The 14,573-nt window shown below is 70.6% G+C and carries 17 protein-coding genes; 6 read left to right on the forward strand and 11 right to left on the reverse strand.

The window, feature by feature from the left end; all coding sequences use genetic code 11:
- The first annotated feature begins 1,084 nt into the window (after window positions 1-1,084).
- Window positions 1,085-1,702, forward strand: a complete 618-nt coding sequence (locus ABD317_RS09825; protein ID WP_344289412.1) for a TIGR03086 family metal-binding protein — start codon at window positions 1,085-1,087, stop codon at window positions 1,700-1,702.
- A gap of 243 nt (window positions 1,703-1,945) precedes the next feature.
- On the opposite strand, the gene tpg is transcribed toward ABD317_RS09825, so the two are convergent.
- From tpg to ABD317_RS09840, 3 genes are read right to left on the reverse strand one after another with little or no spacing between them, the layout of a single operon-like run.
- Complete coding sequence (gene tpg / locus ABD317_RS09830) at window positions 1,946-2,503, reverse strand: telomere-protecting terminal protein Tpg (protein ID WP_027756900.1); 558 nt, start codon at window positions 2,501-2,503, stop codon at window positions 1,946-1,948.
- Window positions 2,504-2,506: 3 nt separating this feature from the next.
- The gene (tap, locus tag ABD317_RS09835) at window positions 2,507-4,648 is read right to left on the reverse strand and encodes a telomere-associated protein Tap (RefSeq protein ID WP_425582321.1); all 2,142 of its coding nucleotides are present in this window, start codon (window positions 4,646-4,648) and stop codon (window positions 2,507-2,509) included.
- Window positions 4,632-5,051, reverse strand: coding sequence for a hypothetical protein (locus ABD317_RS09840; protein WP_344289413.1), 420 nt, complete (start codon window positions 5,049-5,051; stop codon window positions 4,632-4,634). The genes tap and ABD317_RS09840 overlap by 17 nt, the downstream gene beginning before the upstream one ends.
- A 33-nt stretch (window positions 5,052-5,084) precedes the next feature.
- Between ABD317_RS09840 and ABD317_RS09845 the strand changes: the two genes are divergently transcribed.
- The 3 genes from ABD317_RS09845 to ABD317_RS09855 all read left to right on the forward strand — a co-directional run bounded on the left by ABD317_RS09845 (window position 5,085) and on the right by ABD317_RS09855 (window position 8,272).
- Window positions 5,085-5,996, forward strand: coding sequence for a hypothetical protein (locus ABD317_RS09845; RefSeq protein ID WP_344289414.1), 912 nt, complete (start codon window positions 5,085-5,087; stop codon window positions 5,994-5,996).
- 482 nt (window positions 5,997-6,478) lie between these two features.
- A complete protein-coding gene (locus ABD317_RS09850) occupies window positions 6,479-7,333 on the forward strand; it encodes a TrmH family RNA methyltransferase (RefSeq protein WP_344289415.1) in 855 nt (284 codons plus the stop codon).
- Window positions 7,334-7,465: 132 nt separating this feature from the next.
- Window positions 7,466-8,272 carry a transposase family protein gene (locus ABD317_RS09855; protein WP_425582323.1) on the forward strand — a complete coding sequence of 269 codons (807 nt, stop codon included), beginning with the start codon at window positions 7,466-7,468 and terminating at the stop codon, window positions 8,270-8,272.
- A 284-nt stretch (window positions 8,273-8,556) separates the two neighbouring features.
- Here ABD317_RS09855 and ABD317_RS09860 read toward each other — a convergent pair whose 3' ends face one another.
- From ABD317_RS09860 to ABD317_RS09880, 5 genes are all read right to left on the reverse strand, one after another.
- Complete coding sequence (locus ABD317_RS09860; protein ID WP_344289416.1) at window positions 8,557-9,117, reverse strand: hypothetical protein; 561 nt, start codon at window positions 9,115-9,117, stop codon at window positions 8,557-8,559.
- 303 nt (window positions 9,118-9,420) lie between these two features.
- Window positions 9,421-9,963 (reverse strand): phospholipase A2, encoded by a 543-nt coding sequence (locus ABD317_RS09865; RefSeq protein ID WP_344289417.1) that lies wholly within the window; start codon window positions 9,961-9,963, stop codon window positions 9,421-9,423.
- Window positions 9,964-10,115: 152 nt separating this feature from the next.
- Window positions 10,116-10,391 (reverse strand): hypothetical protein, encoded by a 276-nt coding sequence (locus ABD317_RS09870; RefSeq protein WP_344289418.1) that lies wholly within the window; start codon window positions 10,389-10,391, stop codon window positions 10,116-10,118.
- A 385-nt stretch (window positions 10,392-10,776) separates the two neighbouring features.
- Window positions 10,777-11,088, reverse strand: coding sequence for a hypothetical protein (locus tag ABD317_RS09875; protein WP_027756651.1), 312 nt, complete (start codon window positions 11,086-11,088; stop codon window positions 10,777-10,779).
- Window positions 11,089-11,165: 77 nt separating this feature from the next.
- Window positions 11,166-11,441 carry a hypothetical protein gene (locus tag ABD317_RS09880; protein WP_027756650.1) on the reverse strand — a complete coding sequence of 92 codons (276 nt, stop codon included), beginning with the start codon at window positions 11,439-11,441 and terminating at the stop codon, window positions 11,166-11,168.
- 81 nt (window positions 11,442-11,522) lie between these two features.
- Here ABD317_RS09880 and ABD317_RS09885 point away from each other — a divergent pair, with 81 nt between their 5' ends.
- Window positions 11,523-11,906, forward strand: coding sequence for a VOC family protein (locus ABD317_RS09885; protein ID WP_344289419.1), 384 nt, complete (start codon window positions 11,523-11,525; stop codon window positions 11,904-11,906).
- A 33-nt stretch (window positions 11,907-11,939) separates the two neighbouring features.
- On the opposite strand, the gene ABD317_RS09890 is transcribed toward ABD317_RS09885, so the two are convergent.
- The gene (locus ABD317_RS09890) at window positions 11,940-12,323 is read right to left on the reverse strand and encodes a winged helix-turn-helix transcriptional regulator (protein ID WP_027756648.1); all 384 of its coding nucleotides are present in this window, start codon (window positions 12,321-12,323) and stop codon (window positions 11,940-11,942) included.
- Window positions 12,324-12,423: 100 nt separating this feature from the next.
- Here ABD317_RS09890 and ABD317_RS09895 point away from each other — a divergent pair, with 100 nt between their 5' ends.
- On the forward strand, window positions 12,424-12,825 hold the full coding sequence (locus ABD317_RS09895) for a Rid family hydrolase (RefSeq protein ID WP_344289420.1): 402 nt from the start codon (window positions 12,424-12,426) through the stop codon (window positions 12,823-12,825).
- On the opposite strand, the gene ABD317_RS09900 is transcribed toward ABD317_RS09895, so the two are convergent.
- Both ABD317_RS09900 and ABD317_RS09905 read right to left on the reverse strand, forming a co-directional pair.
- Entirely contained in the window at window positions 12,777-13,571 is a 795-nt protein-coding gene (locus ABD317_RS09900) for a beta/alpha barrel domain-containing protein (RefSeq protein WP_344289421.1), read from the reverse strand. The two genes, ABD317_RS09895 and ABD317_RS09900, sit on opposite strands and share 49 nt — an antisense overlap.
- Complete coding sequence (locus ABD317_RS09905) at window positions 13,555-14,283, reverse strand: transglutaminase domain-containing protein (RefSeq protein ID WP_051438622.1); 729 nt, start codon at window positions 14,281-14,283, stop codon at window positions 13,555-13,557. Before ABD317_RS09905 ends, ABD317_RS09900 begins: the two co-directional genes overlap by 17 nt.
- Between the last annotated feature and the right edge of the window lie 290 nt (window positions 14,284-14,573).

Below are 14,573 nucleotides of genomic sequence, written 5' to 3' on the forward strand. Positions count from 1 at the left end.
ACCGTCCAGGCCGCTGACCACTACACCAAACGCCAAACCACCCATGACCTCACCACCCTGAACAACCCCACCACAATCCCGGGCCGGGCGGCCCAGCCCGGGACTCCCGGCAGCAGCCGCACCACCTGACCGCCATCACGGGCATCGTCGAGAACCACTAGCACGCACCAGCCCGCCAGCAGACTGCGAAACAGCCGACCAGACCGACGGCCGAGAACCACAGCCAGATCAGGAGGGGACCGTTCCCGCCGGCAGACGGTCGACCCGCAGCCGGATCCGGGTACCCTCAGCGATCCCGCCGTCCGGAACCCACACCACCTGCAGCAAGCCCTCACAGCGCCTCGGCCAGCTCGCTGGAGCCGCCGACCGCCGCGAATCCGCCCCGGCTCCCCAACAACTGCCCATCGGCGAAGTACTCCACCACCCCATCGACCCACCGCACCGCCAACACGGTCTCCCCCACCCCGACAATGCCGACCACAGCACAGACCCACCTCCGGCACCCCCCACACCCGGCAACAGCCGTTCCAAGCGGTGGAGATACGCCTCCCGCCCGGTGTACCCGGCCACGTCCGGCAGCAGCTGCGCGGGGCCGTACGGGCGGCGGGGCGGTGGACGTCCGGGAAGTGCTCCGGCCGTCGTCGGCAGGAGAGGGCGTTTCGCCGGGTTTCCGCTCGCCTGCGGGACGGGAGCCGCGGATCCGGGACCCGGCTCAAGCCGGGGCCCCGGCGGAGGACCTGCCCGTGCAGCCGGCGCAGCTCCAGGCCGGGTCCCTCGCCGATCTCGGCGAGGAGCGTGCGGCGCGTACGGGCGCACACCTGGAGGGCATCGGCCTACCGCCCGGAGCGGCACAAGGGCCAGCAGCAACCGCCCTGCCAGCGGCTCCGCCAGCGGATGCTCCCACGACCTCCGCCGACAGCGCCGTGACCGCTTCCGTGCAGGCGGCGACCACCAGGTCGCCGATCCGCCACACGAGAACGGCGCGGGACGGACGGGGTCGATGGCGAGCCGGTTCGGCGATGAGTTTCGCGCCCTGCGCGAGTCACGATCAGTACAGGCAATACGTCACGGAAGGAACCACCGCATGACCGACGCAAGCCCCGCCGCACCGGCCGCCCACCCGGACCTCGGCCCGCAGACCAGAGCCGTCGCCCGGCTCGCCGCCAGCATCCCTGACCACCGGCTGGAAGACCCCACGCCCTGCGAGGACATGGCCGTACGCCACCTGCTGGGCCACCTGATCGGCCTCACAGCCGCGTTCCGCGACGCAGGCCGCAAGAACCTCGGCCCCACCACCCACACCGACCCAAGCTCCGCACCGCGCCCCGACATCAGCCCAGGCTGGCGCCAAGAACTGGCCCAGCAGCTACCCGCGCTCGCCGACGCATGGCACAACCCGGCCGCCTGGGAAGGCGAAACCCAGGCCGGCGGCATCACCCTCCCAGCCGCAGTCGCCGGCCGAGTCGCCCTCAACGAACTGCTCCTGCACGGCTGGGACCTCGCCCGCGCCACCAGCCAGCCCTACGAACCAGACGAAGAAGCACTACGCATCTCACACGAACTCATGGCCGCCACACCCAACGGACCCACACGGCAAGGCATGTTCGACCCGATCGTCACGGTGCCGGAGAACGCACCACTGCTGGACCAGGTGGTGGGGCTCAGCGGCCGCAACCCCGGCTGGACACCGCCCGGACGCTGACGCCCGCCCTTCGAAGTCGGTCCCGCCGCAGCGTGGTGCGAACCCGTGTAGAACCAGGCCAGCCACCCACAACGACAAACACCGCCGTCACCCGCAACCCCACCACGACAGCCGACTACTGCCGGCCAGCCACAGCCGACGGACCGCGCACACGGCAAGGTGTCTCGCCACCTGACGTCTCCAGGACGTGACGGCAGGGCCACGGGCGCTGCTACCCCCTGCCAGGAAACCTCCGCGCACGGTTCAGCTCAGCCCGACGTCGAGGTGGTCGATGTCAGTGACCGTCACATCCAGACCCACGGCGCGGCGGCCGCGGTCCTGGAAATAGGCGTACCCGAGCCCGACGCCGAGAATGTCCCGCAGTTCCGCCTCGCTGGCGCCGGCGGCATGCCGGGCGAGGAGCTCGGCAGTGACGTCGGGCGGGAGCTGCTCGGTGATACGGCGCATGCGGGGGTCATCGGTCGAGCCCGGGGCGGCGGTGAAGCCGAACCGGGCGCGGGTCTCCACGACAACGCCACGCTGGGCGGCGTGGCGGATCGCGCGGGCCCGTACGCGGGGCTGCCAGCTCCTGCGGACCTCCCGCTCCAACGCGGCGGCGAGACGGGGGGTGGGGCGCCGGGCCTTTCCCGCGAGGTAGCGCTCGACCTGCCGCTGGGAACAGCCCAGCCGTGCAGCGGTGCGGCGGGTGGAACCCTGCTCCGTCTTGACCAGGAACCGCATCCGCGCCTGCGGGCTCACAGGGATGGGGCGGGTCGCGGTAGCCTGCAGGGCAGCTTCGAGGGATTCGCCGATCGTCGCCATCACTCACTCTTCCCCGTCACGGGTGGGGTCGTCCTTGATGTGCCGGGCCGGGTTGTACTGCTGCTCGATGATCTCCGCTGCCCACCACAGTTCGCGGGCGCCTTCGAGCTTGACCATTCCCGGGGACACGCCGAGCCGGAACGTGCCCGGGGCCGGCTTGCCGTCGGGGGTGCGGGGCAGCAGGTCCAGCGGCGACGGGCTCGGGGCGGGGTAGACGATGCAGTCGGAGAGCACCGCGACCGGGTAACGGCCGTGGGAGGCCATCTTCATCATCTTGCGGTGCATGTTCACCCGGGCGGTGGCGATGACCGCGGCGCGGATGTCCGGCCGCCAGGTGGGCCGTTCCAGTGCCGCCCACCGCTGGCCGGGACGGAACCTGGCTTTGCCCTGGGCGCGTTCGCGGAGCTTGCCGATGCCGCCCTTGACGGTCGCCTTGACCGCGGCCAGGACGGCCGCGGCAGCCGGGCCGGCCTCCTTGTGGCCGGCCATCGCGTCCACGTACTCGGCCTCGGAGAGGTCCTTGGCGACGCCGAGGTCAGCCATCGTGGCCCGGTAGGCGTCCCGCAGCCGCTCGTACCACGGGTCCAGGTAGGCGCCGGATTCCGGGCGCAGCCACGCTTCCAGTGGGGCGACGTGGTGGCCGAGTTCGGCGGCGTAGGCGACGGTCGGGGTGGCGTACCAGGCCGGCCCTGCCGGCCGCTCGCCGGTCGGGGTGAACGGGCTGGGCAGGCGGGGGTCCAGCTCGATATGGGAGAGGTCGACGTACCAGCAGCCGGGGACCTTCTTATCGAAACGCGGGCCGTCGGTGTGCACCGGAGCGGACAGTCCGACGGTCAGCCGGTTCGCCGCCGCGGCGAACGCCATGTTCACATCCAGACCGATCACGTACGGCAGCTCGCACTCGGCGTCGGTGAACCCGCCGGGGCGCACCCAGTCGTAGGCCTCCTCATCCAGCTCCTGCCCCGCCTCACGGCCGGCGGCGGCAGGGTGCTCGGACGGGGCCTCCGGCGGGGCGGGGTCGACCAGGTCGGTGAGGGATCCGGGTACGGGGCCGGAGGCCCAACCGCCGCCTGCGGCGCGTACCGGGCGGGTCGGCGGGCGCAGCGCGGTCATCAGTTCCAGGCCGGTCACGGCGGTGGAGCCGCGGGGAGTGATGACCCGGGCCGCATAGATGCCGAGCATGCGCGCCAGCTCGGCGGGCGCCATCTGGTCGGCGCCGGGCCAGGCTCGGTCCTCCAGAGCGTCCCAGCCCAGGACAGCCAGTTGCACGCACTGCCGACGCCCGGCCTCAGCGGGCCGGTAGATCCGCGGCCAGGGTCCGAACCCGCGACGAGTCAGCTTCCAGCCAGCACCCAGGACCTCACGCACCACCAGGTGATCCTCCGCCAGACGCATCCCGTCATCGAAGGAGCGATTGTCCAACCACGGCGGCAGCCCGAACCGCTCGGCAGCGGCTTCGGTGAGCACCACCAAGGGATCGGCATCCTGCCCATACCGGTGCAACCGCCCGGCACCCAGCCCCGCCTCCAGCGCCCAATCGACCAGCTCCACCACCGAGCCCGCCGGACACGGCAGAGTGCGCCCGTCCGTGAGGTGGGCCGTGCCCTCACCGTCCAGCACCGCCAGCGGCCCCGCCGGGTAACGCCCCTCCCCTGCCGGCGCCGCGGCAACCTCGGAGGCGGCTTTCCGCGCGGCCGGCCGGGCCCGCGGCACCGAGGTCGCCGCAGACGCCGACGACGACTCGAGGGGCCTGGCACCGCCCGGGCGGGAACTCATGGGCGTAAGCGGCGCCGAGGCGGTCTGCCGTGCGGAGGTAGAAGGAGACTCCGGTGCTGTCTGCGTGTCCTCAGCGTGCACTGGCGGGCGGGGCTCGGTCGGCGGCGGGTACAACTCGGCGAGCTGCTGCAGCAGCCGGGCGTAGGCATCACGCTCCGGCGGCCGCGGCTCCGTACCGCGGGCGGGGTCCTCACTCTCCCAGGCCCCTACCGTCGCCCGCCGCACCTCCAACGCATCGGCAACCTCCTGCTGTGTCAACCCATGCGCCACCCGCAACCGCCGACGCTCAGCCGGCGACGGCAGCACCCGTGAACGTGCCACCAGCGCGTCCACCGCATTCACCAGTCGCGACTCATCTCTTCCGGCCACCCTGACAGGGTACGCCAAATGTACGCTTCAGTGCGCGAACTAGGTGCAGTTCCGCGCTGATCATCGCCGCCAGACGTTGCCCTTCACCTAGGCGGGGATCCAACTCTGCTGAGACGACCCACCGGTGCCGGTAGCGGCGGCCGGGGCCGCTGCCCTCGTCCGGGTCCTGGTCGTCGGGGATGTACTGGCGCCGCAGGTCGATGACGGTGATCTCGGGGTCGCGCCGGCCGTCGCGGACGTAGGCGCGGCTTACCGCGTTCGCGGGTGCCGTGCCACCCGTGCCGCGGCAGCGGAGCCGCCCGGGAGGAGCCGGGGAAGGGGGCGCCGCAGCGGCGTCGAGCGACCATGTGCAGCTCGCGTGCGCCCTGTTCACGCCCTTCACCCGCTCGCGGGCGTGCTTCATCGTGGTGATCCCACCCAGTGCTGAAGGGGGATCATGCCGTTCGTCAGCAACGACCTCTTACAGGCCCTCAGCCGCGACGTGGCCGCACTGCGCCAGCAGGTCGCCGACCAGCAGCACGCCATCGACCAGATCCAGCAGGCCGCCACCGCGGCCATCAACACCGGCCTGAACGAGATCCGCGAGGTGGTCCGCCGGGGTCTGGACAAGACACGGGAGTCCGTCAGCGACCCGCTGGTCGGCATCAGCACCGAGCTGGTCGCCGTACGCAACGGCGCGCAGGACCTCGCCCGCCGCACCGACCAGGCGCAGGAAGAGTTCGTCCTGGCGCTCCGCGAGCTTCACGCGGACGTGCTCCAGCAGCCGGACCGCCAGGCCGAGGACCTCGAACAGCAAGAGCCCGGCGGCCAGCAGGAACCCGCCACGGACGCGGCCGACGACGGCGGCGAAGTCGAGGAGGTTGAGGAGGTTGAAACGGACAACGAGAACGACGACGCCGACATGGCGGCCGACGAGACCGAGACGGCCGAAGCTGAGGAGTTCTACGGGCTGCTCAAGAAGGCCGCCGGCATCTCGCACGCCACTGTCACAGCCAACCGCGACACCTGGGCGTTCCTCGTCGAGCACACCGCAGGCGACCGGCACTTCCGAGTCCCCGGCAACGTTGCCGCCCGCGGCGGCACCGTCGACGTCGAGCTTGCCGGCCCCAGCCTCGTCGCCGCCATGACAGCCCTGCGGAACGTCGCCCGCAACGGCGACGACATCGGCACCCGGGCCATCGCCGAGTACCTTGACGACCGCATCACCCAGACCGTGAAGACGCTCACCGACACCTCCCGCCCCGCGTCTGCCGGCGAGCCGGTCACCCTCGTCATCGACGACCGCCTCCCCCCGCCCGGCCCCGCACATCCAGAGCCGGAGCAGAACGACACCGAGCCCGCCGGGTAGAACGGGTTCGCCCGGCAGTGCACCCGCGCGCGAGCCCCGCGCGTACGGCGGCCCGGACGCCGCAACGGCGAGCTGGAGCCGCCGCGGGGGCCAGTTCGCCGTGCACCCAGCGCAGTTGTCGGAGCCGCGCCTGGGTCCGTGCAGCGAGGCGATCAGGCGGTCCAAGACGGACGAGCACGGGCGCCCGCCGTTGTGGCGCACCGCACCGACCTCCTCCGGCGGGGAGCGGACGTGTGGCCCTGTCTTGGCTGGGCGGCGGCGGACACCATCCACAGCGTCATCGTGTCCAGGCGACACACCGACGGCTCCCACTCCCCCGCCACACAAGACACGCCCGCCAAGGACACATCATCGCGGGATAGACTGACGCCGGACACACGGCGCAGGAACACACCGGCACGCACTCTTCCCACTGGAACCAGACCCCCGCCGCGGGCCGCCGGCGGACGGGCCTGCGAACCACGACCTGCGGGAAGAACACCATGAACGACATCATCACCAGCGCCGCCAACCCCCTGGCCAAGCGGGTGAAGCTACTCGCCAGCCGCAAGCACCGCCGCCGTGAGAACGCCTTCGTCGTCGAAGGTCACCAGCCGGTCTGGCGCGCCGTCGAAGCGGGCTGGGAGATCGAAACACTCCTCACCGCCCCTGCCCTGCTGACGAATCAGCCCGCCCAGTACATGATCGACGAACAACAACGATCAGGCGTACCCGTCGCACGACTCAGCGCAGAACTGTTCACCCGCCTCGTCAACCGCGACGGCCCTACCGGCATCGCAGCCATCCTCCGCACCCGCACCCGCACTCTGCCCGGCCTCACCACCCACCCCGGAGCGGTCTTCGTCGCGCTGCACCGCATCGCCAACCCCGGCAACCTCGGCACAATCATCCGCACCGCAGACGCCGTAGGCGCGGCCGGCGTCATCCTCATCGGAGACACCGTGGATCCCTACGCGCCGGCCGCGGTCAAGGCCAGTATGGGATCTCTCTTCGCCGTCGACATCGCGCACACCCCCCACACCGATGAGTTCCTCGACTGGGCCGCACAACATGCCATCACCGTACTGGCCGCAGACGGCACCGCCGACAACGACCATTGGCACACCACCTACGCCCCGCCCCTCGCAATTCTCCTCGGCAGCGAACGAGAAGGCCTCCCCCACGACCTCCTCTCCCACTCAACCCAGCAACTACGCATCCCCATGACAGGCACAACCGACTCACTCAACATCGCAGTAGCCGCATCAATCATTCTCTACGAAACACTACGACACCAGAACACCCAACTCACTACCTCCACAAACAAAAACGACACTGACGTTTTCTCAGCGAAATGATCTTCGCGAAGCGGGTTGATCTGGGCGTGTCTGTCTGAGTGGGACATCGGGGCCCTGGTTCTGGAAGAGCGTGAAGCCCCTGGTAGGACGGTTCTCACCACAAGATCCCGTTCCCCAGCCAGAGGCTTCACGTTGGTCACCTATGTTGCCATGCTCGATGTCCCGCGCCCGGTGGTGGAGTTCCTTGCCCGGTTGCTGGCCGCTCACCGTCGGCGGATCGGCACGCCGCGCGGGTCGCGGGGGCTGGGACCGTTTCGTCAGGCCGTGATGGTGCTGCGCTGGTTCCGCGCGGCCGGGTGCGTGCACTGTCCGTCCCGTGACGCCGGGATATCGCAGGCCACCGGCTACCGCTACCTCCACGAGGCGATCGACCTGCTGGCCGCACGGGCCCCGGAGTTGCACCACGTCCTGACCCGCTGCCGCGTGGAGGGAGTGAACCACGTGATCCTGGACGGCACACTCATCTCCTGCGACCGCGTCGCGGGCGTCACGGAGAACGGCAACGACCTGTGGTACTCCGGCAAGGCCACACACTTCGCCGGGAACGTCCAGTTCATCGCCGCTCCCGACGGCGCGCCGCTGTGGGTCTCCGAGGTCGAGCCGGGCAGCGTGCACGACCTGACCGTCGCCCGTATCCATGCCCTGCCCGCGCTGTACGTGGCCGCTCGCGATGGCCTGCCGACCCTGGCCGATCTCGGCTACACCGGGGCGGGCATCGGCATTCACACACCCTTCCGGCCCCATCCGGACATCCCCTCTCCACTCGCCGAGGACAACCGCACCCACAACCGGCTCCTCCGCGGCATCCGGGCCTTGGGTGAACGCGCAGCGGCGGAACTCAAACAACGCTGGCGCGCACTCCAACACGTCACGATCAGCCCCAACCGGATCGGTGCCATCGCCAAAGCCGCACTCGTCCTCAACAACGCATGGCGATGAACTCCGCTGAGAAAACCTCACTGCACGCGCAAAGTGAAGATCAGGTTCCTGTCGCCCATCTTGCGAACGCCTGTCGTTTGAGCACATCCTGGGCGACTGTTGTCGCCCTTCCACGCCGCGGTAAGGCAGTCATGTTCCACCACTTTGCTCCAGCCATCGGGCCGGTCACCATCAACTCGCCGGCGGTAACCTGCCGCAGGCCGACGCCCCCGCAACTCGCCCACGAAGTGGGCCATTGGCTCACCCCGGTCTCTCGCGAGCTGTGCCGCGACGACCGCCCCAGGTCAGTCCGCCACATCCTCGGCCGACGTCGGGCCAAGCTGTTCGGCGTCAGCGTACTCCGGCATCGACATCGGCCGGTCAAACAAGAAGAACGACTGGTTCGCCCCGACCGTGAACTCCATATACGCACCTGTCAGCGCATCAAAGCCATAATACGCACCACACATCGACCCGGAATCATACGTACCATCCATTCCCGGCTGAGCCACAACCACCTTCCCGTTCGACGAGGAGTCCACCCGCTCCGTCGGCGTAAGCATCTTGCAGCGCGGAACCGGCAGGCCCTTCATAACGAAGTACCCGTACTCCCCCTTGCCGTTCTGGATGTAGACGTATGAGAGCTTGCCGCGCTTACCCCACGTCTCCACCCACTCATTGATCGCCTCACGTGTCGGCGAATACTGCATCCTGCCCGCCGGCTGCTTCGCCACCAGGTGATCGTAGTTCTTCTGCTTGGCATCGTTCTCCCTGCTCTGACTGGAATCATCCTCACAAGCAGCGAGACCGCAAACCGCGATCAGTGCCAGCACAGACGCCGTAACGACACGGGCAATCGCCTTCACCGTACTGTCCCCTTCCTCGGGATCCGAAACGACCGGCAACGTCCGAAACAGATACGGAAGGGCCGGCCATCAGCAGCACCAGAAGCCGGCGGAGCCGTTGCGGAAAACTCCACCCGACGACCTGCCGAAGCCCAGGTTAGACCGCAGTGTCCGGGAGGGGTCCCGTGCGATCACAGCACGGCGCCATCTCCCGGCCCGTCCTCGTCACCGTTCTCTTCGCAACCCCGTATGCGGTGAATTCGCCGCACGGACGGCGGGGATCATCGGGAGGGAGCGTCCTCGACCTCCGCGGTTGGGCATGGCTCAGAAGAACGAGCTGTCACCGCCGACCTGGACGGCTCCGTAGTACGCCTCGGCGGCGTTGACGCACACAAGGTGAGGCAGCGTCGAACGGTGGCGGTCATCGCAGATGCGGCGCATCTCGGTGCGGAAGCGGCCGTCGATCCAGTTCTTCGTCTCCCGGGTCGGGCTGAGCTGCAGCTCGTGGTTGGCGCCGTAGTTGCGGTAGCCGAAGTCGTGCTGGACGCATGCGGGACGGAAGGTCTCGCTGTAGGGGGCATGGCCGGTGGGGACGGAGCAGCCGTCGGTTGTCCAGTTGAACGGTGGGACGTGGGGGGTTTCGGCGAACTCACGGTAGGTGAGGTTCATGAGGGCGTCGGCCTGCTCGCGCAGTGGCGGTGCTGCCGCTGCGGGGGCGGCGGGGCCGGGGGTCTGGTCGGCGGCGAGAGCGGTGCCGGTGAGCGGGCCGCCGAGGGCGGTGGCTGTGAGCAGGGCCGCCGTGGTCGCGGTCGACAGTTTCTTTCGCAGGGCGGTGAGGGCCGCCGGGCTGCGATTGATCTTGTTCATGCCGAGAGGCTGCGCGGTGGCGCTGTGATCATGCCTCCCGGGGTGCGGATCCGTCCTGACGTGTCAGGCGCTCCGCCGCTTGGGCGATGACCGGCGCCCGACCGGCGCGGGGGGCGTGCGCGCCCTCCGCGCCGAGCGGGCTCCCGTGGCGGTCAGGGGGTGTCGAGGGAGTCCTCGAGGCCCTTCATCTCCTCTTGGGTGACCTCCTGGACCAGTCGCTCGCCGGTCTCGTCGTCGATGCCCTCGCAGTCGCTCGGGCGGTCGTCGGAAGCCTCTTTGCCCGCCTGGACGTTCTTGAACTCCTCGGCGATGGCGGCCTTGCAGGCCGCCTCGTCCGGCTCGCTGTCGCTGCCGCATCCGGCTACGGCGAAGGTCAGGGCCGCCGCGGCCGCAGCGAGAACGGAGATACGGGCAGTGCGCTTGTGCATGATTCCCCTAGCAAATACGTGTTCGGACCGGTGAATCCTGTCCGACCCCGACCCTCGGTGTCCTGCGGTGTGACCGTTTGGTGACATGACCGGGACAGGACTACAAGGATTCGGACCGTCAGATGCCGGCCGGACGGCTCGGCCCCGCGGGCAGCCGACCGCGGCTTCTCCGGCGGTGGCCTCGAACTTCTTCGCCGGCACGGCGACGCTGCGATGTGGCTGTGTGACGGCGGGACCGGGCCTGGAGCGCGTTCCGGCCCGAGGGCGTCAGGCACACGGGTAACCCGGGGGTGCCGCGTACCGTGCTGTCGTCCCCGGTGGGTTCGGTCCGGCTTTCGCCGCGGTCAGCTGCTGCCGTTTGCGCGAACTGCTTGCGCGAACGGGGTCAGCCCGCGGGCGGCGGGCCCCAGCCGCCGTGCGGCTGCTGCGGGGGCGGCTGCGGGGGGCCGTAGGGCTGCTGGGCGGGGTACGACGGGGGCTGTGCGGCGCGCTGGCCCGAGGCGCCGGGGCTCCGGTCCAGTACGCCGCAGGCGACCGCCCCGATCATGAGGCCGATGCCCAGGTACGAGCTGGACTCGCGGATCTGCTGAAACTCGATGCTCTCCACGTCCGACCGCTCGGCGATCATCGGCATCGCGAATCCCTGCACGAGAAAGTACAGGCCGCAGACGAAGAGCACCCATCCGAAGATTTTCATACGCGGCACACTACGTCGGCGCCCTGCCGCACCACGGGGGGTTACGGTTGCCGAAGTCCAGGGGGTGTCAGCGGTGTTCAGGCTATGTCGCCGGTCCAGGCCCAGCGTCCGGCGGTGCCGGCGGCGGGGGCGTAGGTGGCGCGGCCGCCCGCGCCGAAGCGGCCCAGCTCCGTGGGCAGGGCCGCGCCGGCGGCGGTCTCCTGTGCGCTCCAGCCGGTGATGTCGAGCAGCAGCCCGTCCAGCGGGCCACCGACGAGCTCGGCGTACTCCCGGCCCGGGCGCGGGCCCGGGTTCGGGTCGTCGTGATCCGTGCCGTAGACCCGGCCGCGCAGCAGCTCCTCGTCCCTGTCCATGCCCCCAGCCTCTCAGCCGCCACCGACAGTCCGGGTGGGGCGGCCGTGCGGGCCGGGAGGGCCGCCCGTAGGCTGACGGGCATGGCATGCCGCATTACTGAGCTGGTCATCGACTGCGCCGACCCCGAGCGGCTCGCCTCGTTCTGGAGCGAGGTCCTCGGCTACGTGGAGCTCGACCGGGACGAGGAGACGATCGAGATCGGGCCGGCCGGCGCCGGCTTCGGCGGGCCTCAGCCCACCCTTGTGCTCAGCCTGAGCAGTGACCCGCGGAGGGGGAAGCTTCCGCTGCACATCGACGTCAACGCCACCGACCGCGACCAGGAGGCGGAGCTGGAGCGGCTGCTGGCGCTCGGCGCCAGGCACGTCGACGTCGGCCAGACCGGTGCGGAGAGCTGGTACCCGCTGGCCGATCCCGAGGGCAACGAGTTCTGCCTGCTGCGCACCCGGATGCAGCCCGTCGGTTGACGTCGCGGTGGGCGCCCGCGCCGGCTCGGCCGGTCAGGCGTCGAAGCGGCGGCGTGCGTCTTCGATGCGGCCGAGGTACCGATGGGTCCAGCCGCACATGGCGTCGACCGTGGCGCGCAGGGCCCGGCCGGGCTCGGTGAGGGTGTACTCGACCCGCGGCGGCACGGTGGGGTAGACCTTCCGGTCGACCAGGCCGTCGCGTTCCAGCGTGCGCAGGTTCTGGGTGAGCATCTTGTGGCTGACGCCCTCGACCTCCTTGCGCAGCTCGCTGAAGCGCAGCGTGCGTTCGCCGAGCGCCTCGATGATCAGAAGCGCCCACTTGTTGGCGACGTCCGAGAAGATCTCCCGCGCCAGGGAGTCGGCGCGCCTGAGGTCTGCGTCCTCGGGGAGGCCCTTGAGTTCCTGCTTGGTCACCATCTGGTTCCTCAGTCACCGAAAAGTGCGTTCTTCCAGGTCAACCCACACTCTCTTACAGTTTCCGAGTAACCGCAAGAGAGCAAAGGGAAGGACCCTCAGCATGGCCACCATCGACGCCTTCAACCACGGCGTGGCACCCGAGCGCGAGTTCGGCTACGCCCAGGCGATCAGGTCCGGCGATCTGATCCACGTCTCCGGGCAGGTCGCCTTCGACGAGGCGGGCGAGTTCGCGTACGCGGACGACTGCGCCGCGCAGCTGGAGCTGACGTACGCCAACCTCGACAAGGTCCTGGACCACTACGGCGCCACCCGCAACCAGATCGTCTCGCAGACGGTCTACGCGGTGCAGCTGCAGCGCAACGCCGAGGCCGTCTCGGCGGGCAACCTGGCCTACTTCGGTGCCCACCGCCCCGTCAGCACCGTCGTCGGCGTCACCGAGCTGGCCTTCCCCGGTCAGCTCGTCGAGATCGCCGTCGTCGTGGACACCGGGCTGCCCGCCTGAGTGTCCTGCGCCGGCTCGGCGTCGGGGAGCAGGGCGCGCAGTGCCCCGAACCAGGCGTCCGGGTCCTCCGCGCGGAGCAGCCCCGTCCCGACGAGCAGGCCGCGGTAGCCGGCCGCCAGGAGGCGGGCGGCGTCCTCGGGGGTGCCGACGCCGCCGGTGCTGACGGGGAGGCCCGCGCCGGCGGCCCGGACGCGGGGCAGCAGGTCGTGGCCGCGCCCCTGGTCCGGGTCGTCGCTCCCGCGGCGGCGGGTGTCGTCGTTGTGCACCGCGACGACGCACGCCTCGGCGCGGGTGAGCGCGGTCAGCTCGGCGGCGGAGGTGATCTCGACGAACGGCGTGACGCCGTTGTCCAGGCAGGCGTCGATCTGCGTCGGCATCAGCCGGTTCGGCAGGAGCGCGGGGGTGAGCAGTACGGCCGCCGCGCCGGCCTCGGCGGCCTGCCTGATCTGCTTCTCCCTGGTGAAGAAGTCCTTGACGAGGACGGGCAGCGAGGTCGCCGCGACCACGTCGTGGAGGAGGCGGGGGGTGCCGCCGAGCCAGGAGCCGGTGACCACGGACACCGCGGGGGCGCCCAGTTCCTCGTAGCGGCGGGCCAGTTCGGCGGCGGTACGTCCCCGGAGCAGGTCTTCGCCGTCCGACCCGGATCGCCTGATCTCCGTGACCACCGGCAGTTCCGCCACCGTCAGCGCGTCGCCGAAGCGCTGGTCGGCGGCGTTCCTGCCGGTCGTGTCAGCGGGGAGGGGCATGCTGTTCCTCCCGGGGCACGAGGTCTCGGCCGTCCCGCGCGGCGGCGTCGGCGTGCAGCGAGCCGGCGACCAGCCGGGTGCTGTCGGGGCCGGCGAAGATGCCGGGGTGCGCGCCGCGTATGCCGTCGATCACCCGCTCGTAGGGCAGGTCGTCGAACTCGCCGTGCTCGCGGACGACTTCCAGGTGTCGCGCGCCGCCGTCGTAGGGGTGGTGGACGCTGTCGGCGGTGCCGTCGAAGCCGAGGGGGCGCATGCCGTGCAGGCGGCACAGCAGCCGGTGGAAGACGGGGGCCGCGCGCACCCAGCCGCCGTCGAGGTGGACGGTGGTGAAGGCGTGGTACCGGAAGGTGTCCCCGCCGGCGAGCCGGCGCAGCGCCGGCGACGGCAGGTGGTTACGTACGTCGGTGAGCACGAGCCGCGCGGGGACGCCGGCGGCGCGCAGGGCGGCGGCGTAGAGCACGGACTTGTGGAGGCAGGTGCCTTTGCCGGTACGGGCCGTCTGCGCGGCGGTGACGCCGGTGCGGGACAGGTCCGCGCCGTAAGCCTCGTAGTCGATGCCGTCGCGCACCGCATAGTAGAGGCGTACGGCCGTGTTCCTGCTGTCGAGGCCGTCCCGCGGCAGTGTGCGGCGCACGAAGTCGCGGACCTCGGGGGCGTCGGAGTCCAGGAACTCGGTGGGGGCCAGCGCGCTTTCCAGGTCTGTCGTCGTCATGGGTGTCTCCCCCGCGTCAGGCGGCGCCTTCCGGGCCGGGCGTCGCGGCAGTCCGCGGGGTGCAGGCCGTGGGGGCGGCGGCGGTCGCTGTTCGCTGTGCCGGCGGGAGAGCCATGCGGGAGTCCTCCACGTTCGTGTTCGACGAGATGTCCGCCTGCTCTCAGGATGGGAGCAGGCGGAGGCACGTCGCATCTCGGACGAGGTCGCCCGGACCGTCCGGTGCGGCTGTCCGTCGCCGGGTCGTACCGGGGAACCGCCTGTGGTGAGCCCGCGTGAGGTCGTTGCCCGTG

The organism is Streptomyces synnematoformans (assembly GCF_039531005.1).
Taxonomy (GTDB): Bacteria; Actinomycetota; Actinomycetes; order Streptomycetales; family Streptomycetaceae; genus Streptomyces; species Streptomyces synnematoformans.